Below are 22,758 nucleotides of genomic sequence, written 5' to 3' on the forward strand. Positions count from 1 at the left end.
GGCCGCTCCCCGCTAGATCGCGGGGAGCGGCAGGGTCGCGACCTGCAGGAAGTGGTCGGAGGCCTCCTGCGACGGGCGCTGGTAGGCCTGGTTGCGGTAGGAGCACGACCCCTGGACCGGCCCGTAGCTGAGGATGTAGTCCCGCCTCAGCGGCGTCTTCGGCACCGGGTACCTCGAGCCGTTGGTCGTGGGGTACTGCGCGCCGACGAGGTCGGTGGTCGCGAACGCGTCGTACAGGCCGGCCCGGATCAGCGTCCGCTGGACGTAGTTCATCGGCAGCTGGTTCGCGGTCGAGTTCAGGTCGCCCGCCACGATCACCGTGTCGCCGAACCGCGAGCGGAGGTCCCGGACGTGGCCGAGGGTCTGCCTGGTCTGCCGCACCCGGATCCGGTACGCCGCCCGGTCCGGGCCCACCCGCAGGTGGTTCGAGGTGAGCACGAACGGCGCCTGGTCGCCGCCGATGGCCTGGAGCCGGGCCCACGGGATCAGCGAGTCCTTGCTCCACCCGGGGACCACGATGCGGTGCAGTCCGGAGTCCAGCAGGTCGAACCTGCTCGCGTCGTAGAAGACGCGGGTGCCGACCAGCCCGGGCTTGCGGCCCTTCGGCGGCTTGTAGCTCGCGGGGGTGAGCGCGTCGACCCACCGGGCGCCCGGGTCCTCCTGGTTGAGCCGGTCGAGCATCCACTGGGCCTGGCTGCGGCCGCCGTACTGGGGTTTCGTCGAGCCGCTGGCCTCCTGGACGGCGACGGCGCGGGCGCCGCTGCGCAGGACCTCCGCGACCGCGTTCGGGCCCCGGACCGACCACTTGGCGAGGTCGTCGGACTTGTCGGCCGCCCAGGTGCGCAGGTTGAAGGTGGCGACGGTCAGCCGGTCCTCGGGGGCGGCCGTGCACGGCGTCGTGACCGGCGCCTGGATCCACTTGCCGGGGCTGCCGCCAGAGCCGCCCTTCCGGCGGTGTGCGGAGACCCGGACGAACGTGTAGTTGCCGGAGGCGGGCACCACGTCGGCGGCGTGGTCCACGACCACCGACTGCCGCGTGCGGCTCACCCGGTAGGTGCGCACCCGGGCGTCGAGGTGCCGGCTGGGCCCGACCTTGACCACGAACTTCTTCAGCCGCCGCGCGGGGCCGGGCCGCTTCCACGAGACCCGGATCCGGCCGTCCGCGGTGGCGACCAGGCTGACCTTGAGGTTGCCGACGCCGTTGGCGGGGCTGCCGGCGTTGGTGCCGGTCGGGTTCGGGGCCCGGCGCTCGGCCGGCACGGACACGGCGCTCGCGCCGGAAGGCGCGACCGCCAGGAGGCCGGAGAGCAGGAGACCGGTCGCGGTCGCTGCGGCCAGGCGGGCGAGGGGAGGGCGGGCCATCGGGGCTCCTGGGTCTCGGGTCCGCGCGAGCGCAGGGGGAGGGGTTTCCTCGACCCTATCGGCGCGCCGGGCGCGACACGGGACTTCCCAGGGGGCAGGAGTGGGAGGCGGACGACTAGCCTCTAGCCGCGTGAGCACCTCGAGGCCCCGGTCCGCGGAGGCGCCCCCCTCCGCCTTCCGGCCCGACATCGAGGGCCTGCGCGCGGTGGCCGTCCTCTCCGTGCTCATCTACCACGCGGGGCTGGCCTGGACGCCGGGCGGCTACGTCGGCGTCGACGTGTTCTTCGTGATCTCCGGCTTCCTGATCACCTCCCTGATGGTCCGCGAGATCGAGCGGAGCGGCCGACTCGGGCTGGCCGACTTCTGGGCCCGCCGGGCGCGCCGGCTGCTGCCCGCCAGCACCCTGGTGCTCGCGTTCAGCGCCGTCGTTGCCTACCTCTGGCTGCCGGTGACCAGCCGCAAGGAGTACGGCGGCGACATCGTCGCGGCCGCCGGGTACGTCGTGAACTGGCGCCTCGGCCTGCGCGAGGTCGACTACCTCGCCGAGCAGGTCGGCCAGTCGCCCGTGCAGCACTACTGGTCGCTGGCGGTGGAGGAGCAGTTCTACGTCGTCTGGCCGCTGCTGATCGCCGCGCTGGTGGCGCTGTTCCGCCACCGCTGGCGGACCGCCCTGCTCGTCGGCATCGGCCTGGTGACCGTGGCCTCCTTCGTCTTCACCCTGTCGTACGCCGTGGCGCAGCCCGGGCTGGCCTTCTTCGTCTCGACCACCCGGGTCTGGGAGCTCGGTGTCGGGGCGCTCCTCGCGATCGCGTTCCCGACGCTGGTCCGCCTGCCGGCGGCCGTGCGCGGCGTCCTGGGCTGGCTCGGGCTCGCGGCGGTCGCGGCCAGCGTGCTGGTCCTCGACTCGACGACCGTGTGGCCGGGGCCGGCGACCCTGCTCCCGGTGCTGGGCACGGCGGCGGCGATCCTGGCCGGCGGCGGGACCGCGGCGCCCTGGGGCGTGGGCCGGCTGCTGGGCCTGGCGCCGGCCGTGTGGATCGGCGCGCTGTCGTACTCGCTCTACCTCTGGCACTGGCCGTTCCTCATCGCCGCCGAGGGGATCTGGGGTGACCTCCGGGTCCGCGAGGGCCTGCTGGTGGTGCTGGCCTCCGCCGTCCCCGCCTGGCTGTCCTACCGGTACGTCGAGAACCCGCTGCGGCGCGCGCCGCGGCTGGCCCGGCCGCGGCCGGCGCTCACCGCCGGGGCGCTCAGCATGGTCGTGGCCGCCGCGGCCGGCGTCGCCCTGGTCGCGTCGTTCTCGCTCGTGGACACGGTCGGCCCGGCGTCACCCCGCGAGGCGCCCGGGGCCCGCGCCCTCCAGGACCCCCGCTTCGCCGACACCGACTGGTCGGCCGTCCGGACGGTCGAGAGGATGCGCCCCTCGCCGCTCGAGGCGTACGCCGACCTGCCTGCCACCCACGCCGAGGGCTGCGTGGTGCCGCGGGACGCCGAGGGGTTCGAGGTCTGCGAGTTCGGCGACACGGACAGCGCGCGCACCGTGGTGCTGGTCGGCGACTCCAAGGCGGTCCAGTGGTTCACGCCGATCGAGAGGATCGCCACCCGCGAGGGCTGGCGGCTGGTGCTGATCTCGAAGAACGGCTGCCCGTTCGCCGACGCGATCCGGCTGGTCGAGGACAAGCGCAACCCCTCGTGCGACGCGTGGTCGCCGCGCGCGCTGAGCACCATCGAGGAGCTGCGGCCCGAGGTCGTGCTGACCGTGACCCGGCACTCCAAGGCGCTCCCCGAGGGCGGGGAGTCCGAGGCGGACTACGAGCGCGAGCCGATGGTCGACGGCCTGGTCACCTACTGGCAGCGGGTGGTCGACAGCGGGGCCCGGCTGGTCCCGATCCTGGACACCCCGGCGCCGGTGAGCGGCACGGTCCCCGACTGCGTCCAGGAGAACCTCGAGGACCTCACCCGCTGCATGAACGCCAAGGCCGCCGGCCAGACCAGCTCCGGTGCGTCCCTCCAGGTCGACGCCGCCGAGCGGGTGCCGGGGGTCGAGGTGGTCGACATGTCCCCGGTCCTGTGCCCCGACGGGGAGCAGTGCCCGGCGGTGATCGGCAACGTGCTGGTCTACCGCGGCGGCACGCACATCACCGACACCTTCGCCGCGACGGCCACCGAGGCCCTCGCGGCCCGGCTGGCGAAGGCGACCGACGGCCTGCTGGGCGCCGGCTGAGCGCCGGTTGGGCGCCGGCTGGGCGCCGCTCAGTCCAGCGGCTGGTCGACGGCGACCCGGAACCCGTCGTACGCCGCCCGGTCGCCGGTGATCGCGATGCCCGTGTCGTCGCGGCGGCGCCACAGCCAGGCGTCGAGGTCGGGCGCCGCGCCGGCGACCACGGCGTCCGGGTCGGTGCCCGGGTCGCCCACGACCAGCACGTGCGGGCCGTCGTAGACCTTCCCGGACTCCGGCTCGGTGCCGACGAACAGGCCCGGCTGCGCCCAGATCGACGTGCCGAGGTCGGTGAGGTCGACCCGGACGTGGTGGGCCGACGGCTCGAACCGCCCCCACGCCGGCGGCTCCCCGCCGTACATCACGTCGAGCAGCTCGAGGACGCCGTCGCCGGCGAGCGCGGGGTCGAGCGGGGTGACCGTGCCGGCGGTCTGCTCGGCGTCGAGGCGGTGGATCAGCGCCTCGTGCGCCTGGCGCCGGTAGCTGGTGCCCACGGTCTGGACGGGCGCCCAGTGCCACGCCGGGGCGTCGGGACCGGCGGCCTCGAGCTCGGCGACCAGGGAGGAGGAGTGCGCGTCGAAGGCCGCGAGCAGCCCGTCGTACGTCGTGGGCCGCTCGGGGTGCGGGCCGTCGTCGGGCGGCGCCGGACGGTCGCGGACGGTGCGCGCCCAGAACCACTGCACCTCCGCGAGGTGCCAGACCAGGTCGGCCGCGTCCCACTCGGGGCAGGCCGGCACCCGCGCGGCGGGGTCGCACCCGGCGAGCACGTCGCGGAACCGCCGGGACTCCTCGCGGATGTGACCGAGGTAGGCGGGGTACTCCAAGGTGGCCATGCCGCGAACGTAACCCCGGCCACCGACGGGGTCGACCGGGATTCGGACCGGTGCCTCATGAACATGCAGGGGCATGTATGTTTATGCACATGTCATCACGGACACGGGTCGCCGTCGCAGGAGCCAGCGGGTACGCCGGGGGCGAGCTGCTCCGCCTGCTGCTGGGTCACCCGCAGGTCGAGATCGGCGCCCTGACCGGCGCCTCGAACGCCGGACAGCCGCTGGGCGTGCTGCAGCCGCACCTGGTGCCGCTGGCCGACCGGATCCTCGAGCCGACCGAGACCGAGGTGCTCGCGGGTCACGACGTGGTCTTCCTCGCGCTCCCGCACGGTCAGTCCGGCGAGGTCGCCGCGCAGCTCGGTGACGACGTCGTCGTCGTCGACTGCGGCGCGGACTTCCGGCTCCGGGACGCGGGGGAGTGGGACCGCTTCTACGGCGGTCCGCACGCCGGCACCTGGCCCTACGGCCTTCCCGAGCTGCCCGGACAGCGCGAGCAGATCGCCGGCGCCACCCGCATCGCGGTCCCCGGCTGCTACCCGACGATCTCCACGCTGACCCTCGCCCCCGCGGTCGCCGCCGGGCTGGTCGAGCCCGAGGTGGTCGTCGTGGCGGCCTCCGGCACGAGCGGCGCGGGCAAGGCCGCCAAGCCGCACCTGCTGGGCAGCGAGACGATGGGCAACGCCAGCGCGTACGGCGTCGGCGGCAGCCACCGGCACACCCCCGAGATCACCCAGAACCTCACCGGCCTGCTGCCGGAGGGCAGCGCGCCGGTCACCGTGAGCTTCACGCCGCTGCTCGTGCCGATGGCGCGCGGCATCCTGGCCACCTGCTCGGCAAAGCTGGTCGACGGCGTCCGCGCCGAGGACCTGCGCGCCGCCTACGCGAAGGCGTACGCCGACGAGCCGTTCGTGCACCTGCTCCCCGAGGGCCAGTGGCCGCAGACCAAGTCGGTGACCGGCTCCAACGCCGTGCACCTCCAGGTCACCGCCGACGAGACGGTACGCCGGCTGGTCGCCGTCGGCGCCGTCGACAATCTCGCGAAGGGCACCGCCGGCGCCGCCGTGCAGTGCATGAACCTCGCCCTGGGCCTCGATGAGGGCCTCGGCCTCACCACAGTAGGGATCGCCCCGTGACCGCCGACCAGCCCGACCAGCCGACCGACCAGCCGACCGAGCAGCAGCCCGCCGGCCCGACGTACACCCTCCAGCAGTTCCCGGAGAAGCTCGCCGTGATCCGGCTCCCTCCGGGCTCGGAGGTGCCGGCGTGGGCGGAGTCGGCCTCGCTGTTCTCGATCACCGCGACCGCGACGGAGACCTCGCTGGTCTGCGCGGGTCGCGACGTGCCGACCAAGACCGCGGCCCGCCGCGGCCTGACCGCCTTCGCGGTGCAGGGCCCCCTCGACCCCGAGGACGTCGGCGTGCTCGCCGCGCTGCTCGTCCCGCTGGCCGAGGAGCGGATCGCGGTCTTCACGATCTCGACCTACGACACCGACTGGGTGCTGCTCCCGGTGGGGGACGCCGAGCGCGCGGCGGAGGCGTGGCGACGACGGGGGCACACCGTCGCCATCGCCGTCCCCGTCCCTCCCGTCAGGAAGCAGAAGAAGAAGAAATGAGCGTCACCACCCCCGCCGGGTTCACCGCCGCCGGCGTCGCGGCCGGGCTCAAGACCAGCGGCGGCAAGGACGTCGCGCTGGTCGTCAACGCCGGCCCGACGTACGACTCCGCCACCGTGTTCACCGCCAACCGCTGCAAGGCCAACCCCGTCCTGTGGAGCCAGGAGGTGGTCAAGGACGGCACCGTCCGCGCGGTCGTGCTGAACTCCGGCGGCGCCAACTGCTACACCGGCCCCGAGGGGTTCCAGACGACCCACGCGGTCGCCGAGCAGGTCGCCGGCCACCTCGGCATCGGGGCGGTCGACGTCGTCGTCTGCTCGACCGGGCTGATCGGGCTGGCCAACGACCGCCAGGCGCTGCTCGACGGCGTCGACGCGGCGTACGCCGGGCTCTCCGCCGCCGGCGGCCAGGACGCCGCCGAGGCGATCATGACGACCGACTCGGTCAGCAAGCAGGTCGTCGTCGAGGGCACCGGCTGGCGCATCGGCGGGATGGCCAAGGGCGCCGGCATGCTCGCCCCGCAGCTGGCCACCATGCTCGTGGTGCTGACCACCGACGCGGTGGTCCCGGCAGCCGACCTCGACACCGCGCTCCGTGCCGCCACCCGCGTCTCCTTCGACCGGCTGGACTCCGACGGCTGCATGTCGACCAACGACACGGTCACGGTGATGGCGAGCGGCGCCTCGGGCATCACCCCGTCGCTGCCCGACTTCACCGAGGCGCTCGCCCAGGCCTGCACCGACCTCGCGATGCAGCTGCTCCAGGACGCCGAGGGCGCCGACCACGAGATCGCGATCACCGTGGTGAACGCCGCGACCGAGGACGAGGCCGTCGAGGTGGGCCGCAGCATCGCCCGCAGCAACCTGTTCAAGGCCGCGGTCTTCGGCAAGGACCCGAACTGGGGCCGGGTGCTCGCCAGCATCGGCACCACCGACGCGCGGTTCGACCCCGCCGACCTCGACGTCGCGATGAACGGCGTCTGGGTCTGCCGGCAGTCCACGCCGCACGCCGACCCCGCCGAGGTCGACCTCGGCCCCCGCGAGGTCAGCGTCACCGTCGACCTCAAGGCGGGACCCGAGCGGGCGACCGTCTGGACCAACGACCTGACCCACGCCTACGTCCACGAGAACAGCGCGTACTCCTCATGAACGACAGCACGCTGCCCGACGGCAGCTTCGACACCGGCAAGCCCGACCAGGCCAAGGCGCGCACGCTCGCCGCGGCGCTGCCGTGGCTCAAGCGCTACCACGGCAAGATCGTGGTGGTGAAGTACGGCGGCAACGCCATGACCGACGACACCCTCAAGCGGGCCTTCGCCGAGGACATCGCGTTCCTCCGCTTCGCGGGGTTCCGCCCGGTCGTCGTGCACGGCGGCGGGCCGCAGATCTCGCAGATGCTCGACCGCCTCGGCATCGACTCGGAGTTCCGCGGCGGCCTCCGCGTCACCACCCCCGAGGCGATGGACGTGGTCCGGATGGTGCTGGTCGGCCAGGTCCAGCGCGAGCTGGTGGGGCTGATCAACGAGCACGGGCCGCTGGCCGTCGGGTGCTCGGGCGAGGACGCCGGGCTGTTCACCGCCGAGCAGACCGGCACGGTCGTCGACGGCGAGGAGGTCGACCTCGGGCTCGTGGGCGAGGTGACGCGGGTGCGCCCGGAGTCGGTGCTCGACCTGATCGAGGCGGGCCGGATCCCGGTGGTCTCCAGCGTCGCGCCCGACGTCCACGGCGTGGTCCACAACGTCAATGCCGACACCGCCGCGGCCGCGCTGGCCGTGGCCCTGGGCGCGGAGAAGCTGCTCGTGCTCACCGACGTGGAGGGGCTCTACCTCGACTGGCCCGACTCCGAGGACGTGATCGGGGAGATCAGCCCGGAGGCGCTCGCCGAGATCCTGCCTACCCTGGCCAGCGGCATGGTCCCCAAGATGGGCGCCTGCCTCAAGGCCGTCCAGGAGGGCGTCCCGCGCGCCACCGTCGTCGACGGGCGGGAGCCGCACGCGGTGATCCTCGAGCTGTTCACCCAGGAGGGCGTGGGCACCCAGGTGCTGCCCGGCGTCGAGACCAAGACCCGGAAGGCGAGGGACACCCCGTGAGCGCCACCCCGATCCAGGAGCGGTACGCCGCGTCCTTGATGAACACCTTCGGCCCGCCGAAGCTCGCGCTGGTCCGCGGCGAGGGCGCGCACGTCTGGGACGCCGAGGGCACCCGGTACCTCGACCTGCTCGGCGGCATCGCCGTCAACGCCCTCGGCCACGCGCACCCCGCGCTCGTCGGGGCCGTCACCACGCAGCTGCAGACGCTCGGCCACGTCTCCAACTTCTTCACCACCGGCCCCCAGGTCGACCTCGCCGAGCGGCTGCTGTCCCTCGTGCTCGCCGGCCGCGAGGGGGGCGGCCACGTCTTCCTGACCAACTCGGGCGCGGAGGCCAACGAGGCCGCGTTCAAGCTGACCCGGCGCACCGGCCGCACCCACGTGGTCGCGGCCGAGGGCGGCTTCCACGGCCGCACGATGGGCGCCCTGGCGCTCACCTCGAAGGAGGCCTACCGCAGGCCGTTCGAGCCGCTGCCCGGCGAGGTCACCTTCGTCCCGTACGGCGACGCCGAGGCGCTCGCCGCCGCGGTCACCGATGAGACGGCGGCGATCCTGCTCGAGCCGATCCAGGGCGAGGCCGGCGTGATCGTGCCGCCGGACGGCTACCTCGCCGCGGCCCGCCGTACCGCCGACGAGCACGGGGCGCTGCTCTGGCTCGACGAGGTGCAGACCGGCATGGGTCGCGTCGGCCGCTGGTTCGCCCACGACCCGGCGTCGGTCCGTCCCGACATCGTGACGGTCGCGAAGGGGCTCGCGGGCGGGTTCCCGATCGGCGCCTGCATCGGCCTGGGCGCCGCGGGGGAGCTGTTCGAGCCGGGCAACCACGGCACCACCTTCGGCGGCAACCCGGTGGCCTGCGCCGCCGCGCTCGCCGTGATCGGCACCATCGAGGAGGAGGGCCTCCTCGAGCACGTGACCGCGCTGGGCACCAGGCTCCGCGACGGCCTCGCCGCCGACCCCCGGGTGACCGAGGTGCGCGGCCAGGGCCTGCTGGTCGGGCTGGACCTCTCCGCCGAGGTGTCCGCCCAGGTGTTCACCGCGGCGCTCGCGCACGGGTTCATCCTCAACAACCCGACCCCCGGCCGGATCCGGCTCGCGCCGCCGCTGGTGCTCACCACCGAGGACGCCGACGCCTTCCTCGCGGCGTGGCCGGCGATCCTGGACGCGGCGTACGACCAGGCCGAGTCGTGACCCGCCATCTCCTCGCCGACGACGACCTGAGCCCCGCCGAGCAGGCACAGGTCCTCGACCTGGCCGCCCGCCTCAAGGCCGCGCCGTACGACGCGCGCCCGCTGGCCGGGCCGCAGTCGGTCGCGATGGTCTTCGACAAGCCGACGCTGCGCACCCAGGTCTCGTTCGCGGCCGGCATCGCCGAGCTCGGCGGCAACCCGATGCTGGTCGAGGGCCGGCTCGCCGGCATCGGCGTCCGCGAGTCCGTCGAGGACGTCGCCCGGGTGCTCGGCCGTCAGGTCGCCGCCGTCGTGTGGCGCACCTTCGAGCAGTCCGACCTCGAGCTGATGGCCGCGCACGCCGGCGTCCCGGTCGTCAACGCGCTCACCGACGAGTTCCACCCCTGCCAGCTGGTCGCCGACCTGCTGACCGTGCGCGAGCGGTGCGGCGGCCTCGCCGGGCTGACCGTCGCGTTCGTCGGCGACGGCGCGTGCAACATGGGGAACTCCTGGCTGCTCGCCGGCGCCACCGCTGGCATGCACGTGCGGATCAGCGCCCCGGAGGGCTACCTGCCGGCCGAGGCGATGTTCGACCGCGCGCACCGGATCGCCGCCACCACCGGCGGGTCGGCCACCGCCGTCCCCGACCCGGTCGAGGCGGTCCGGGGCGCCGACGTCGTCGTCACCGACACCTGGGTCTCGATGGGCAAGGAGGGCGAGGAGGCGGCGCGCGAGCGGGTCTTCGGGCCCTGGTCGCTCACCACCGAGCTGCTCGCCCACGCGGCGCAGGACGCCGTGGTGCTGCACTGCCTGCCGGCGTACCGCGGCAAGGAGATCGCCGCGGAGGTCATCGACGGCCCGCAGAGCGCCGTCTGGGACGAGGCCGAGAACCGCCGGCACGCCCAGAAGGCGGTGCTCGCGTTCCTGCTGGCCGACGGTGCGACGGACGGGACGGGGTCACCGTGAGCGAGTCCGCGATGCGCCCGGCCACCAAGAACGCCCGCCACCGCCGCATCGTCGACCTGGTCAGCCACCGCGAGATCCGCTCGCAGGGCGAGCTGGCCGACCTGCTCGCCGAGAGCGGCGTCCGGGTCACCCAGGCGACCCTCTCGCGCGACCTCGTCGAGCTCGACGCGATGAAGGTGCGCGCCGCCTCCGGCGCCCTCGTGTACGCCGTCCCGGCCGAGGGCGGCGACCGACGGCCGAGCGCCCCGGGGGAGACGGCCGCGGCCGCGGCCCGGCTGGCCCGCCTCTGCGGCGAGCTGCTGGTGAGCGCCGAGGCCAGCGCCAACCTCGTCGTCCTGCGCACCCCGCCGGGCGCCGCCCAGTTCCTCGCCTCCGCGTTCGACAAGGCCGAGTTCCCCGAGATCCTCGGCACCATCGCGGGCGACGACACCCTCCTGGTCATCGGCCGGGACCCGAAGGGCGGCGACGCGCTCGCCCACCGGTTCCTGGCCCTGGCCGACACCCACCACCAGAAGGAAGACCCCACGTGAGCAAGGTCCTGACGTCCCTCCCCATCGGCCAGCGGGTCGGTATCGCGTTCTCGGGGGGCCTGGACACCTCGGTGGCCGTGGCCTGGATGCGCGCCAAGGGGGCGGTCCCGTGCACCTACACCGCCGACATCGGCCAGTACGACGAGCCCGACATCAGCGGCGTCCCCGACCGGGCGCGTGAGTACGGCGCGGAGATCGCCCGCGCGGTCGACTGCCGGGCCTCGCTGGTCGAGGAGGGCCTGGCCGCGCTCGCGTGCGGCGCCTTCCACATCCGCTCCGGCGGCCGCGCGTACTTCAACACCACCCCGCTGGGCCGGGCGGTGACCGGGATGATGCTGGTGCGCGCGATGCACGAGGACGGCGTCGACATCTGGGGCGACGGCTCGACGTTCAAGGGCAACGACATCGAGCGGTTCTACCGCTACGGCCTGCTCGCCAACCCGCAGCTGCGCATCTACAAGCCGTGGCTGGACGCCGACTTCGTGCACGAGCTCGGCGGCCGCACCGAGATGAGCCAGTGGCTCACCGAGCGCGGCCTGCCCTACCGTGACAGCAAGGAGAAGGCGTACTCCACCGACGCCAACATCTGGGGCGCCACCCACGAGGCCAAGACCCTCGAGCACCTCGACGTCTCCCTGGAGGTCGTCGAGCCGATCATGGGCGTGAAGTTCTGGGACCCGGCGGTCGAGATCCCCACCGAGGACGTCACGGTCCGCTTCGACCAGGGCCGGCCGGTGGCGATCAACGGCACGACGTACGACGACGCGGTGCAGCTGGTCACCGAGGCCAACGCGATCGGCGGCCGGCACGGCCTGGGCATGTCCGACCAGATCGAGAACCGGATCATCGAGGCCAAGTCGCGCGGCGTGTACGAGGCGCCGGGCATGGCCCTGCTGTGGATCGCCTACGAGCGGCTGCTGAACGCCGTGCACAACGAGGACACCGTCGCCAACTACCACTACGAGGGGCGGCGCCTGGGCCGGCTGCTCTACGAGGGCCGCTGGCTGGACCCGCAGGCGCTGATGATGCGCGAGGCCATCCAGCGCTGGGTCGCGTCGCTGGTGACCGGCGAGGTGACGCTGCGGCTGCGGCGCGGGGAGGACTACACGATCCTGGCGACCGACGGACCGTCGTTCTCCTACCACCCCGACAAGCTGTCCATGGAGCGCACCGACAACGCCGTCTTCGGTCCCACCGACCGGATCGGCCAGCTCACCATGCGCAACCTCGACATCGCCGACTCCCGCAGCAAGCTCGAGCAGTACGCCAGCCAGCCGCAGGACCAGGGCCACGTGCTGGTCGAGAACGGCAACCTGTTCGGCGAGATCGAGCCCGGCGGCGCCGAGTCGATCGCCCGCGCCGACGTCGAGGACACGCTCGACGACGAGGCGCTCGACCACGCCGCGATGGACATGGGCACCGACTGATGGGCGGCACCAACGAGGGCAAGCTGTGGGGCGGCCGGTTCGCCGGCGGTCCCTCCCCGGAGCTCGAGGCGCTGTCCCGCTCGACGCACTTCGACTGGCGGCTCACGCCGTACGACCTGGCCGGGTCGCGGGCCCACGCGAACGCGCTGCACCGTGCCGGCCTGCTCGCCGATGCCGACCACGCCGAGCTGCTGCGCGGCCTGGAGGTGCTGGGGGAGCGGTACGCCGCCGGCGAGCTGCACCCGGACCCGTCCGACGAGGACGTGCACGGCGCGCTGGAGCGGCTGCTGCTCGAGGAGGTCGGCGCCGAGGTCGGCGGCCGGCTGCGCGCCGGCCGGAGCCGCAACGACCAGATCGCCACGCTCTTCAAGGTGTTCCTCCGCGACCACGCGCGCATCGTCGGCGCACAGGTGCTCGACCTCGTCGACGCGCTGGTCGCCCAGGCCGCCGAGCACCTGGACCCGGTGCCGACCGTGATGCCGGGCCGCACCCACCTCCAGCACGCGCAGCCGGTGCTGCTCGCCCACCACCTGCTGGCGCACGCCTGGCCCCTGCTGCGCGACGTCGACCGGCTGGCCGACTGGGACGCGCGTGTCGCCGCGGACTCGCCGTACGGCTCCGGTGCGCTGGCCGGCCAGAGCCTGGGCCTGGACCCCGAGGCGGTCGCCGCCGAGCTCGGGTTCACCGGGTCCAGCGCGAACTCCATGGACGGGACCGCTGCGCGCGACTTCGTCGCCGAGCTCGCCTTCGTCGCCGCGCAGGTCGGCGTCGACGTCAGCCGGATCGCGGAGGACGTCATCCTCTGGTCGACCCGCGAGTTCGGCGTCGTGACGCTGCACGACTCCTGGTCGACGGGGTCGAGCATCATGCCGCAGAAGAAGAACCCCGACATCGCCGAGCTGGCGCGCGGGAAGGCCGGCCGGCTGGTCGGCAACCTGAGCGGGCTGCTCACCACCCTCAAGGCGCTGCCGCTCGCCTACAACCGCGACCTGCAGGAGGACAAGGAGCCGGTCTTCGACTCCGTCGACACCCTCGAGGTGCTCCTGCCCGCGTTCACCGGGATGGTCGCGACCCTGGTCTTCGACCGGGAGCGGCTCGCCGACCTCGCCCCGCAGGGGTTCTCGCTCGCCACCGACGTCGCGGAGTGGCTGGTCCGCCAGGACGTGCCGTTCCGCGTCGCGCACGAGCTCGCCGGCGCCTGCGTGCGCCGCTGCGAGGAGCTCGGCGTCGAGCTGGCCGACCTCACCGACGCGCAGTTCGCGGAGATCGACCCGCGGCTGACGCCGGAGGTGCGGGAGGTGCTCACCGCCGAGGGCTCGGTCGCGTCGCGGTCCGGCCGGGGCGGCACCGCCCCCGTCCGGGTGCGCGAGCAGCTCGCCGAGGCCGTCGCCGTCGCGGCGCGGCACCGTGAGCGGCTCGCCTGACCTGCGCGACCTCCTCGCCGGACCGGTGGAGGAGGTCGCGCCGCGCCTGCTGGGCGCCACGGTCCGCCACGGCGACGTGGCGGTCCGGCTCACCGAGGTGGAGGCGTACGCCGGCCCGCTCGACCCCGGGTCGCACGCCTACCGGGCGCGGACGGCCCGCAACGCCGTCATGTTCGGCCCTCCCGGCCACCTCTACTGCTACTTCACCTACGGCATGCACGTGTGCTGCAACGTGGTGACCGGCCGGCGGGGGAGGCCGGCGCGGTCCTGCTCCGTGCCGGCGAGGTCGTCGACGGCCTGGAGGAGGCCCGGGCCCGCCGGCCCGGCGTCCGCGACCGGGACCTGGCCCGTGGGCCTGCCCGGCTGTGCAAGACGCTGGGCATCGAGCTCGCCCACGGCGGCGCGGACCTGGTCACCGGCGACGTCCGCCTCGAGCTCGGCGACCCGGTCGCCGCGGTCTCGACCGGGCCGCGGGTCGGTCTGCGCGGGGCCCCGGAGCGGCCCTGGCGGTACTGGATCACGGGGGAGCCGACCGTCTCCGCGTACCGACCGGCCAAGCCGCTGCGCTCCTGACCCCCCCAATTTGGCACGCCCCCAGGCCAGGTGTAATGTTTCATCTCGCCGCGGCAAGCGGCTCCCACACTCGGGCCGAGAGGCCAAACAACGTGGGTGCCGCACGTCCCGGCCAGGAACTACGGCCGAGTCACTCACCGAGTTGACGAAGCCAAGCCGAACAGGTAAGTTTCTGCAGGTTGCCCCGGAGGCGGTTCGCAAGACCAAGTCCGAGCGCGTCTGATTCTTGAGAACTCAACAGTGTGTCATAGTCGACGAATTAGTTTGTTATGCCCCGTCGATCATGTTCTTCGCCTTTGTGGTGGAGTTGATGGTTGATGGTTTCTTTGACAATGATTCTGACAATAGTCAGTTTCTCCTGTCAGGGGCATCTCTTTTTCCATGCGGCTGGTCTGTCCCTTCGTTGGGGTGGGTTGGTTGTGTGGGTGTTGTTTTCAACGGAGAGTTTGATCCTGGCTCAGGACGAACGCTGGCGGCGTGCTTAACACATGCAAGTCGAGCGGTAAGGCCCTTTCGGGGGTACACGAGCGGCGAACGGGTGAGTAACACGTGAGTAATCTGCCCTCCACTTCGGGATAAGCCTCGGAAACGGGGTCTAATACCGGATACGACCACTTCCTGCATGGGATGGTGGTGGAAAGTTTTTCGGTGGGGGATGTGCTCGCGGCCTATCAGCTTGTTGGTGGGGTAATGGCCTACCAAGGCTTCGACGGGTAGCCGGCCTGAGAGGGTGACCGGCCACACTGGGACTGAGACACGGCCCAGACTCCTACGGGAGGCAGCAGTGGGGAATATTGGACAATGGGCGGAAGCCTGATCCAGCAACGCCGCGTGAGGGATGACGGCCTTCGGGTTGTAAACCTCTTTCAGTACCGACGAAGCGAGAGTGACGGTAGGTACAGAAGAAGCACCGGCCAACTACGTGCCAGCAGCCGCGGTAATACGTAGGGTGCGAGCGTTGTCCGGAATTATTGGGCGTAAAGGGCTCGTAGGCGGTTTGTCGCGTCGGGAGTGAAAACACCGGGCTTAACTCGGTGCTTGCTTTCGATACGGGCAGACTAGAGGTATGCAGGGGAGAACGGAATTCCTGGTGTAGCGGTGAAATGCGCAGATATCAGGAGGAACACCGGTGGCGAAGGCGGTTCTCTGGGCATTACCTGACGCTGAGGAGCGAAAGTGTGGGGAGCGAACAGGATTAGATACCCTGGTAGTCCACACCGTAAACGTTGGGCGCTAGGTGTGGGGTCCATTCCACGGATTCCGTGCCGCAGCTAACGCATTAAGCGCCCCGCCTGGGGAGTACGGCCGCAAGGCTAAAACTCAAAGGAATTGACGGGGGCCCGCACAAGCGGCGGAGCATGCGGATTAATTCGATGCAACGCGAAGAACCTTACCTGGGTTTGACATATGCCGGAAACCCCTAGAGATAGGGGCCCTTTTAGTCGGTATACAGGTGGTGCATGGCTGTCGTCAGCTCGTGTCGTGAGATGTTGGGTTAAGTCCCGCAACGAGCGCAACCCTCGTCCTATGTTGCCAGCGGGTTATGCCGGGGACTCATAGGAGACTGCCGGGGTCAACTCGGAGGAAGGTGGGGATGACGTCAAGTCATCATGCCCCTTATGTCCAGGGCTTCACGCATGCTACAATGGCCGGTACAAAGGGCTGCGATCCCGTGAGGGGGAGCGAATCCCAAAAAGCCGGTCTCAGTTCGGATTGGGGTCTGCAACTCGACCCCATGAAGTCGGAGTCGCTAGTAATCGCAGATCAGCAACGCTGCGGTGAATACGTTCCCGGGCCTTGTACACACCGCCCGTCACGTCACGAAAGTCGGCAACACCCGAAGCCGGTGGCCTAACCCCTTGTGGGAGGGAGCCGTCGAAGGTGGGGCTGGCGATTGGGACGAAGTCGTAACAAGGTAGCCGTACCGGAAGGTGCGGCTGGATCACCTCCTTTCTAAGGAGTCAGTGGCCATGAGTCGGTTCACCAACAACGGTGGCCGCGGTGGTGCTACTCACTAGTGGAATCGTCGATGAAGAGTGCCGGCCGGTGGTTGGTGTCCCTCAGTACTGTCCTGGTCCCGAACTTGTTCGGGGGTGGGGCGTGGAACCTGGGTGCTGGTTGCTGGTTGGTTTCCCTGACACACTGTTGAGCTTTGAGGAATCAGATTCGATTCTTCAGTGTTGGTGTGCCTCCTTTGTCCGCTCATGCGCCTGTTGGGTGTGGGTGGGGGTTGGTGGGCTGGTTGGTTGTTAATTGGATAGTGGACGCGAGCATCTTGCGGTCGGCCCCTTGTGGGTTGGCCGCTTGATAAGAGACGACTCACCCTGATTGGGGTGGTTGTCTTCTGATCTTTGTAGTTCTTGTTGAGTGTTTGTGAGACAAGCTATGAAGGGCACACGGTGGATGCCTTGGCATCAAGAGCCGATGAAGGACGTAGGAGCCTGCGATAAGCCCTGGGGAGTTGGCAACCGAGCTGTGATCCGGGGGTGTCCGAATGGGGGAACCCAGCTGGAGTCATGTCCAGTTACCTGCGCCTGAATATATAGGGCGTGTGGAGGGAACGTGGGGAAGTGAAACATCTCAGTACCCACAGGAAGAGAAAACAAAAGTGATTCCGAGAGTAGTGGCGAGCGAAATCGGATGAGGCTAAACCATGCGCGTGTGATACCCGGCAGGGGTTGCGTGTGTGGGGTTGTGGGACCATTCTGATCCGTCTGCCGGCGGGTCGAGCAGTAAGAAAATCAAGGTGAAGTGGAAGTCGGCTGGAAAGCCGCGCCGTAGAGGGTGATAGCCCCGTATGTGTAAGCCTTGATCTGCTGAGTGGGATCCCAAGTAACACGGAACTCCTGAAATTCCGTGTGAATCTGGCAGGACCACCTGTTAAGCCTAAATACTCCTTGATGACCGATAGCGGACAAGTACCGTGAGGGAAAGGTGAAAAGTACCCCTGGCGGGGAGTGAAATAGTACCTGAAACCGTGTGCCTACAATCCGTCGGAGCGGCAGTTTACTGCTGTGACGGCGTGCCTTTTGAAGAATGAGCCTGCGAGTTTGCGTTGTGTTGCGAGGTTAACCCGTGTGGGGTAGCCGTAGCGAAAGCGAGTCTGAATAGGGCGCCTGAGTAGCACGATCAAGACCCGAAGCGAAGTGATCTATCCATGGGCAGGTTGAAGCGCGGGTAAGACCGCGTGGAGGACCGAACCCACTTAGGTTGAAAACTGAGGGGATGACCTGTGGATAGGGTGAAAGGCCAATCAAACTTCGTGATAGCTGGTTCTCCCGAAATGCATTTAGGTGCAGCGTCGCGTGTTTCTTGCCGGAGGTAGAGCACTGGATAGCTAATGGGCCCTACAAGGTTACTGACGTTAGCCAAACTCCGAATGCCGGTAAGTGAGAGCGCGGCAGTGAGACAGTGGGGGATAAGCTCCATTGTCGAGAGGGAAACAGCCCAGACCATCAGCTAAGGCCCCTAAGCGGTGACTAAGTGGAAAAGGATGTGGAGTCGCAGTGACAACCAGGAGGTTGGCTTGGAAGCAGCCACCCTTGAAAGAGTGCGTAATAGCTCACTGGTCAAGTGATTCCGCGCCGACAATGTAGCGGGGCTCAAGTCATCCGCCGAAGCTATGGCATTCACATATTAAGCTAAGCCGCCCTTGAGGTTGGTTCAGGCGTGTGGATGGGTAGGGGAGCGTCGTGTCGCGAGTGAAGCTGCGGAGTGATCCAGTGGTGGACGCGACACGAGTGAGAATGCAGGCATGAGTAGCGAATGCAATGTGAGAAACATTGCCGCCGAATGATCAAGGGTTCCAGGGTCAAGCTAATCTGCCCTGGGTAAGTCGGGACCTAAGGCGAGGCCGACAGGCGTAGTCGATGGACAACGGGTTGATATTCCCGTACCGGCAAAGTAGCGCCCATGACGAACCTGGTGATGCTAACCGCCCGAAGCCATGAGCATCGATCCCTTCGGGGTGAGAGCTTGTGGGGGAGCGCGGGACCCGAGCTGGTAGTAGTCAAGCGATGGGGTGACGCAGGAAGGTAGCCCAGCCGTGGCGATGGTTGTCCACGGGTAAGTGCGTAGGGTGTCGTCTAGGTAAATCCGGACGACTGACTTTGATGTCGAACTTGAGACACGATACGGAGCCGTATGGCGAAGTGGGTGATCCTATGCTGTCGAGAAAAACCTCTAGCGAGCTATGCGCCGCCCGTACCCCAAACCGACTCAGGTGATCAGGTAGAGAATACCAAGGCGATCGAGCGAACCACGGTTAAGGAACTCGGCAAAATGCCCCCGTAACTTCGGGAGAAGGGGGGCCGGATCCGTGAACCCACTAGCTGGGGGAAGCGGTGATGGCCGCAGAGACCAGGCCCAAGCGACTGTTTACTAAAAACACAGGTCCGTGCGAAGTTGTAAGACGATGTATACGGACTGACTCCTGCCCGGTGCTGGAAGGTTAAGAGGACCTGTTAGGTGGTAACACCGAAGCGGAGAATTTAAGCCCCAGTAAACGGCGGTGGTAACTATAACCATCCTAAGGTAGCGAAATTCCTTGTCGGGTAAGTTCCGACCTGCACGAATGGAGTAACGACTTGGGCGCTGTCTCAACCGTGGACTCGGCGAAATTGCACTACGAGTAAAGATGCTCGTTACGCGCGGCAGGACGGAAAGACCCCGGGACCTTTACTATAGTTTGGTATTGGTGTTTGGTTCGGCTTGTGTAGGATAGGTGGGAGACTGTGAAGTGCTCACGCCAGTGAGTGTGGAGTCAACGTTGAAATACCACTCTGGTCGTACTAGATGTCTAACCTAGGTCCGTAATCCGGATCAGGGACAGTGCCTGATGGGTAGTTTAACTGGGGCGGTTGCCTCCTAAAATGTAACGGAGGCGCTCAAAGGTTCCCTCAGCCTGGTTGGCAATCAGGTGTTGAGTGTAAGTGCACAAGGGAGCTTGACTGTGAGACAGACATGTCGAGCAGGGACGAAAGTCGGAACTAGTGATCCGGCGTCGGCATGTGGAAGCGACGTCGCTCAACGGATAAAAGGTACCCCGGGGATAACAGGCTGATCTTCCCCAAGAGTCCATATCGACGGGATGGTTTGGCACCTCGATGTCGGCTCGTCGCATCCTGGGGCTGGAGTAGGTCCCAAGGGTTGGGCTGTTCGCCCATTAAAGCGGCACGCGAGCTGGGTTTAGAACGTCGTGAGACAGTTCGGTCCCTATCCGCCGCGCGCGCAGGAAACTTGAGAAAGGCTGTCCCTAGTACGAGAGGACCGGGATGGACGAACCTCTGGTGTGCCAGTTGTCCCGCCAGGGGCACGGCTGGTTAGCTACGTTCGGAAGTGATAACCGCTGAATGCATCTAAGCGGGAAGCACGTTTCAAGATGAGGTTTCCCACCCGCTAGACGGGGTAAGGCCCCCAGCAGAACACTGGGTTGATAGGCCGGAGGTGTACAGCAGCAATGCCTAGCCGACCGGTACTAATAGGCCGAGGGCTTGTCTTACAACCACTCAGCTAGACCTACAACGATCTGCCAATGTTCGCGTCCACGAATCCAAGAACCACCCACCAATGACTTGCAATGACTCATTGCATAGAGCTTGGTGCCCGGTTCCCCACCACCCCGCATATGGGTTGGTGTGCGAGAGCCCGGTACCGCAAGAGTTACGGCGGCCATAGCGAAAGGGAAACACCCGGTCCCATCCCGAACCCGGAAGTTAAGCCTTTCAGCGCCGATGGTACTGCAACCGAGAGGTTGTGGGAGAGTAGGACGCCGCCGGACAATTCTTCAGAACAGGGTCACCCCTCGTGGGTGGCCCTGTTCTGCATTTCACGGCATTTTCGCGGGTGTGCGGACTCTTTCTCGGCATCTCGTGAAAGGCTCCGGACGTGAATATCCTGCTGCTCGCGCCGCTGCTGGTCGTCGTGTTCCTGGGGCTGCTCCTCGCCGGCCGGGCTCAGGTAGCGAAGGGAACAAACACAGCGACGGCGAACGGCGCGAGCCTGCTCACCCTGGCCGCGGTGGTGGGAGTTCTCGTCCTCGCCCTGGTGGTGTCGCTCGACGTCTGGTGAGTGACCGCTCGCACCGCACGATGGTGCGCCTCGCCGCGGGGCGAGGGTGTCGAGCTACTCCGCGACCGCGTTCCCTGGTCAGTTGTCGGTGGTCGGCCTGGTCCAGTCGCGGCGTACCGGGCCGCGGTGGTGCGGACGGCCTCGTCGACCACCTGAGCGACACGTTCGGCGCTCACGTCCCAGCCCGGCACCAGGAGTGACGGCCAGAAGACGTAGTTCGAGATCATGCCCAGGAACTGGGTAGCGGCGAGTTCCACGTCGTCGACCCGGGCCGTTCCCGCTTCGTCCTCGGCTTGCAGGTAGCGCGTACGGACTCGAAGTAGGGCATCTTCCCCTGCGAGAACTGTGCGTTGGCGAGCTCGGGGAATCGCGGGAGCTCGGCGATCACGATGCGGAACAGGTCGGTCATCTGGGCGCGGCCCAACAGCTCGGCGTACCGGTGACCGATGGTGCCGAGCCCGTCGACGAGGTTGCCGGCCGGCGGAGGCCCGACGAGATCCGGCGAGCCATCGAGATCACCCCCGCCGCGGGCACCAGGGAACGGATCATCGACATCACGACAGTGGGGCGCCGCACCGGCCGGCGACGCCGCCTCGAGATCTTCTTCTACCGGGCCGCGGGCAGCAGTTACCTGTGCAGCGGCGCCGGCGGGGCTGCCACCGGCTGGCATGCGAACCCTCTCGCCCATCCCGACTTCACCTTCCACCTGAAGAACGGGATCCGGGCAGATCTGCCTGCGCGGGCCACGCCGGTGACCGACCCCGTTGAGCGTCAGGCGGTGCTGGCGGAGATCGTCGCGGATCTCAACCAGCCCCACGACCCCGGCACCATCCGGCCGACCCGCCTCGAGGACTGGGCCGACAGCCGGCTGATGCGCATCACCTTCCCCCATCGGGCGTGATCGCGGACCCCGCGCCAGGAGTCGTCCACAGCGGCCGGCTGTGGCTCGTTCCTCCCCAGGGCTGAGCTCGCTTTCCCTCGGTGTCGGTGCGGCTCACGAGCGTTGCCGTCGGAGGTGAGGTGCGATGCCCGCACAGGTGACAAAGGATGGAGTGGCCCCGGCCCCGGTCAACGAGGTCCGGCTCCGCGGCCGACTCTCGCAGGACCCCGAGGAGCGGGTGCTGCCCAGTGGCGACAGCGTGTGGACCTTCCGCCTCGTGGTGGGTCGCACCGGGGAGCGGTCGGGATCGCGTCAGACGGTCGACGTGCTCGACTGCGCGGTGTGGTCCGGCCGGGTGCTGCGGTCGGCCACGAGCTGGCGGACCGGCGACGTCGTCGAGGTGGCCGGCGCGGTGCGGCGTCGGTTCTTCCGTGCCGCGGGCGGGGCCGCGTCGCGGGTCGAGATCGAGGTGGCCAGCGGGCGGCTCATCCGTCGCGCAGCGAGCGGATGAGCACCCCGAGGCTCGGCTTCGGCTGGAAGGACGTCGCCTTCTCGGGCAGCAGGCGTCCCGCAGCGACGATCCGGAGCACCAGGTCGACGTCCGGGGCGGGCAGCAGGACCGCCAGGTCGGACTCCGGTACGGCGTGGGCGAGCGCGTCCTCGACGGTGTGGTGGTGGGTGATCCGACGCGGCCCGCGGGGGAGCACCGGCACCAGGGTGTCGTGCAGCTCCTCGACGGCCGCCCGGTCGGCCGGCACGTCCAGGGTGAGCGTCGCCCACGCGGCGCCGTCGGTGAGGACCAGGGTGTGACGCCCGAGCGCGGCCACGGCCGGCGCGGCGCTCGAGGGGACGAAGCGCGCGCCCACCGACTCCGCGGCGCGGGCGACGTCCTCGATCCGGACGCCGGCGAGCACCCGGTGGATCGCGCCCAGGAAGAGCGGGGTGTCGTCCTGGTCGACGAGCATCGCCAGTCCGGTGTCGGCGGCGCCGCCCGGCTGCCGCTGGTGGAGCCGCAGGTAGGCCGCGTAGCGGTGGTGTCCGTCCGCGATCAGCGCGCGGGAGCCGGCGGTGGCGCTGCCGAGGTCCGCGATGGTCGCGTCGTCGGTGATCGCCCAGATCCGGTGGTGCTGCTCGGCCCGGTCGGTGAACGCATGGTCCGGGGAGGTGGTGCGCACCCGGTCGAGGATGGTCCGGACGGCGGCGGGAGCGCGGTGCACGAGCAGGATCGGGGCGGGGTTGAGCTCCATCTCGCCCATCCGGTCCGCGAGGTCGTCGGCCTGGGCGGGATGGATGCCCTCGTGCGGGAGGACGGCGCTCTCCTCGAGGCGGGTCGCGCGCCGGGAGATGTCGAGGAGGCCCACCAGGCCGCGCACGGTGATGCCGCCGGCGGTGTACTCGTGCAGGTACAGCGCGGGGGTGGGGTCGTGGCTCAGCTGCCCACGCGCCTGCCACCGCCCGAGACGGGTCGCGACCGCGGCGTACGGCCGGGCGAACGCACGGGCCGACGACGGGTCGCCGACCCGGGAGGGGGCGAGCATCAGGCCCCGGAACGGCCGGAGGTGCAGGGGTCCCGCCACGTACGGAGGCGTGACCACGGCACTGGAGTCCAC

At 69.4% G+C, this 22,758-nt stretch carries 16 protein-coding genes, 3 rRNA genes and 2 pseudogenes; 17 read left to right on the forward strand and 4 right to left on the reverse strand.

From position 1 onward, the window contains the following. Positions 1 to 12 precede the first annotated feature (12 nt). On the reverse strand, positions 13 to 1,362 hold the full coding sequence (locus tag H4O22_RS09490; protein ID WP_182526736.1) for an endonuclease/exonuclease/phosphatase family protein: 1,350 nt from the start codon (positions 1,360 to 1,362) through the stop codon (positions 13 to 15). A 130-nt stretch (positions 1,363 to 1,492) separates the two neighbouring features. Here H4O22_RS09490 and H4O22_RS09495 point away from each other — a divergent pair, with 130 nt between their 5' ends. Beyond that, positions 1,493 to 3,583: an acyltransferase family protein gene (locus tag H4O22_RS09495; RefSeq protein WP_182526737.1), complete on the forward strand. Its 2,091-nt coding sequence runs from the start codon at positions 1,493 to 1,495 to the stop codon at positions 3,581 to 3,583. Positions 3,584 to 3,612: 29 nt separating this feature from the next. On the opposite strand, the gene H4O22_RS09500 is transcribed toward H4O22_RS09495, so the two are convergent. After that, a complete protein-coding gene (locus tag H4O22_RS09500; RefSeq protein WP_182526738.1) occupies positions 3,613 to 4,410 on the reverse strand; it encodes a maleylpyruvate isomerase family mycothiol-dependent enzyme in 798 nt (265 codons plus the stop codon). 83 nt (positions 4,411 to 4,493) lie between these two features. Here H4O22_RS09500 and argC point away from each other — a divergent pair, with 83 nt between their 5' ends. The 14 genes and pseudogenes from argC (at position 4,494) to H4O22_RS09570 (ending at position 20,268) form a co-directional block, all read left to right on the forward strand. Further along, positions 4,494 to 5,543 carry an N-acetyl-gamma-glutamyl-phosphate reductase gene (gene argC, locus H4O22_RS09505; protein ID WP_182526739.1) on the forward strand — a complete coding sequence of 350 codons (1,050 nt, stop codon included), beginning with the start codon at positions 4,494 to 4,496 and terminating at the stop codon, positions 5,541 to 5,543. Then, a complete protein-coding gene (locus H4O22_RS09510) occupies positions 5,540 to 6,022 on the forward strand; it encodes an ACT domain-containing protein (protein ID WP_182526740.1) in 483 nt (160 codons plus the stop codon). Before argC ends, H4O22_RS09510 begins: the two co-directional genes overlap by 4 nt. Beyond that, positions 6,019 to 7,170, forward strand: a complete 1,152-nt coding sequence (argJ, locus tag H4O22_RS09515; protein ID WP_182526741.1) for a bifunctional glutamate N-acetyltransferase/amino-acid acetyltransferase ArgJ — start codon at positions 6,019 to 6,021, stop codon at positions 7,168 to 7,170. The genes H4O22_RS09510 and argJ overlap by 4 nt, the downstream gene beginning before the upstream one ends. After that, positions 7,167 to 8,111: an acetylglutamate kinase gene (gene argB, locus H4O22_RS09520; RefSeq protein WP_182526742.1), complete on the forward strand. Its 945-nt coding sequence runs from the start codon at positions 7,167 to 7,169 to the stop codon at positions 8,109 to 8,111. Before argJ ends, argB begins: the two co-directional genes overlap by 4 nt. Continuing rightward, positions 8,108 to 9,301, forward strand: a complete 1,194-nt coding sequence (locus tag H4O22_RS09525) for an acetylornithine transaminase (protein WP_280530189.1) — start codon at positions 8,108 to 8,110, stop codon at positions 9,299 to 9,301. Before argB ends, H4O22_RS09525 begins: the two co-directional genes overlap by 4 nt. Then, entirely contained in the window at positions 9,298 to 10,245 is a 948-nt protein-coding gene (argF, locus tag H4O22_RS09530) for an ornithine carbamoyltransferase (protein ID WP_182526743.1), read from the forward strand. The genes H4O22_RS09525 and argF overlap by 4 nt, the downstream gene beginning before the upstream one ends. Continuing rightward, positions 10,242 to 10,775, forward strand: a complete 534-nt coding sequence (locus tag H4O22_RS09535) for an arginine repressor (RefSeq protein WP_244963178.1) — start codon at positions 10,242 to 10,244, stop codon at positions 10,773 to 10,775. The genes argF and H4O22_RS09535 overlap by 4 nt, the downstream gene beginning before the upstream one ends. Next, a complete protein-coding gene (gene argG, locus H4O22_RS09540; RefSeq protein ID WP_182526744.1) occupies positions 10,772 to 12,202 on the forward strand; it encodes an argininosuccinate synthase in 1,431 nt (476 codons plus the stop codon). Before H4O22_RS09535 ends, argG begins: the two co-directional genes overlap by 4 nt. Then, complete coding sequence (gene argH / locus H4O22_RS09545; RefSeq protein WP_182526745.1) at positions 12,202 to 13,626, forward strand: argininosuccinate lyase; 1,425 nt, start codon at positions 12,202 to 12,204, stop codon at positions 13,624 to 13,626. The genes argG and argH overlap by 1 nt, the downstream gene beginning before the upstream one ends. Next, a pseudogene (locus H4O22_RS09550) lies at positions 13,610 to 14,199 on the forward strand (DNA-3-methyladenine glycosylase). The gene argH and the pseudogene H4O22_RS09550 overlap by 17 nt, the downstream one beginning before the upstream one ends. Before the next feature lie 434 nt (positions 14,200 to 14,633). After that, a 16S ribosomal RNA gene (locus H4O22_RS09555) occupies positions 14,634 to 16,152 on the forward strand. 423 nt (positions 16,153 to 16,575) lie between these two features. Further along, positions 16,576 to 19,699 (forward strand): 23S ribosomal RNA (locus H4O22_RS09560). A 162-nt stretch (positions 19,700 to 19,861) separates the two neighbouring features. Further along, positions 19,862 to 19,978 (forward strand): 5S ribosomal RNA (rrf, locus tag H4O22_RS09565). The 16S, 23S and 5S rRNA genes sit together here, the layout of an rRNA operon. Before the next feature lie 107 nt (positions 19,979 to 20,085). Beyond that, the gene (locus H4O22_RS09570; RefSeq protein WP_182526746.1) at positions 20,086 to 20,268 is read left to right on the forward strand and encodes a hypothetical protein; all 183 of its coding nucleotides are present in this window, start codon (positions 20,086 to 20,088) and stop codon (positions 20,266 to 20,268) included. Between the two features lie 167 nt (positions 20,269 to 20,435). Here H4O22_RS09570 and H4O22_RS20570 read toward each other — a convergent pair. Beyond that, positions 20,436 to 20,677, reverse strand: a pseudogene (locus tag H4O22_RS20570) (TetR/AcrR family transcriptional regulator C-terminal domain-containing protein); the annotation flags it as partial. Between the two features lie 30 nt (positions 20,678 to 20,707). Here H4O22_RS20570 and H4O22_RS09580 point away from each other — a divergent pair. Both H4O22_RS09580 and H4O22_RS09585 read left to right on the forward strand, forming a co-directional pair. Further along, positions 20,708 to 21,169, forward strand: coding sequence for a nitroreductase/quinone reductase family protein (locus tag H4O22_RS09580; protein WP_182526747.1), 462 nt, complete (start codon positions 20,708 to 20,710; stop codon positions 21,167 to 21,169). A gap of 151 nt (positions 21,170 to 21,320) precedes the next feature. Further along, positions 21,321 to 21,659, forward strand: coding sequence for a single-stranded DNA-binding protein (locus tag H4O22_RS09585; protein ID WP_244963180.1), 339 nt, complete (start codon positions 21,321 to 21,323; stop codon positions 21,657 to 21,659). Here the strand turns inward: H4O22_RS09585 and H4O22_RS09590 are convergent. Beyond that, positions 21,634 to 22,758 (reverse strand): DUF1015 family protein, encoded by a 1,125-nt coding sequence (locus tag H4O22_RS09590; RefSeq protein ID WP_182526749.1) that lies wholly within the window; start codon positions 22,756 to 22,758, stop codon positions 21,634 to 21,636. The two genes, H4O22_RS09585 and H4O22_RS09590, sit on opposite strands and share 26 nt — an antisense overlap.

It is taken from the genome of Nocardioides dongkuii (assembly GCF_014127485.1).
In the GTDB taxonomy this organism is placed as follows: Bacteria; Actinomycetota; Actinomycetes; order Propionibacteriales; family Nocardioidaceae; genus Nocardioides; species Nocardioides dongkuii.

Excerpts from the sequence above, each read along its gene's own strand:
- H4O22_RS09490 (WP_182526736.1), bottom strand. The coding sequence starts at position 1,362 with ATGGCCCGCCCTCCCCTCGCCCGCCTGGCCGCAGCGACCGCGACCGGT.
- H4O22_RS09500 (WP_182526738.1), bottom strand. The coding sequence starts at position 4,410 with ATGGCCACCTTGGAGTACCCCGCCTACCTCGGTCACATCCGCGAGGAG.
- argC (WP_182526739.1), top strand. The coding sequence starts at position 4,494 with ATGCACATGTCATCACGGACACGGGTCGCCGTCGCAGGAGCCAGCGGG.
- argJ (WP_182526741.1), top strand. The coding sequence starts at position 6,019 with ATGAGCGTCACCACCCCCGCCGGGTTCACCGCCGCCGGCGTCGCGGCC.
- argB (WP_182526742.1), top strand. The coding sequence starts at position 7,167 with ATGAACGACAGCACGCTGCCCGACGGCAGCTTCGACACCGGCAAGCCC.
- argH (WP_182526745.1), top strand. The coding sequence starts at position 12,202 with ATGGGCGGCACCAACGAGGGCAAGCTGTGGGGCGGCCGGTTCGCCGGC.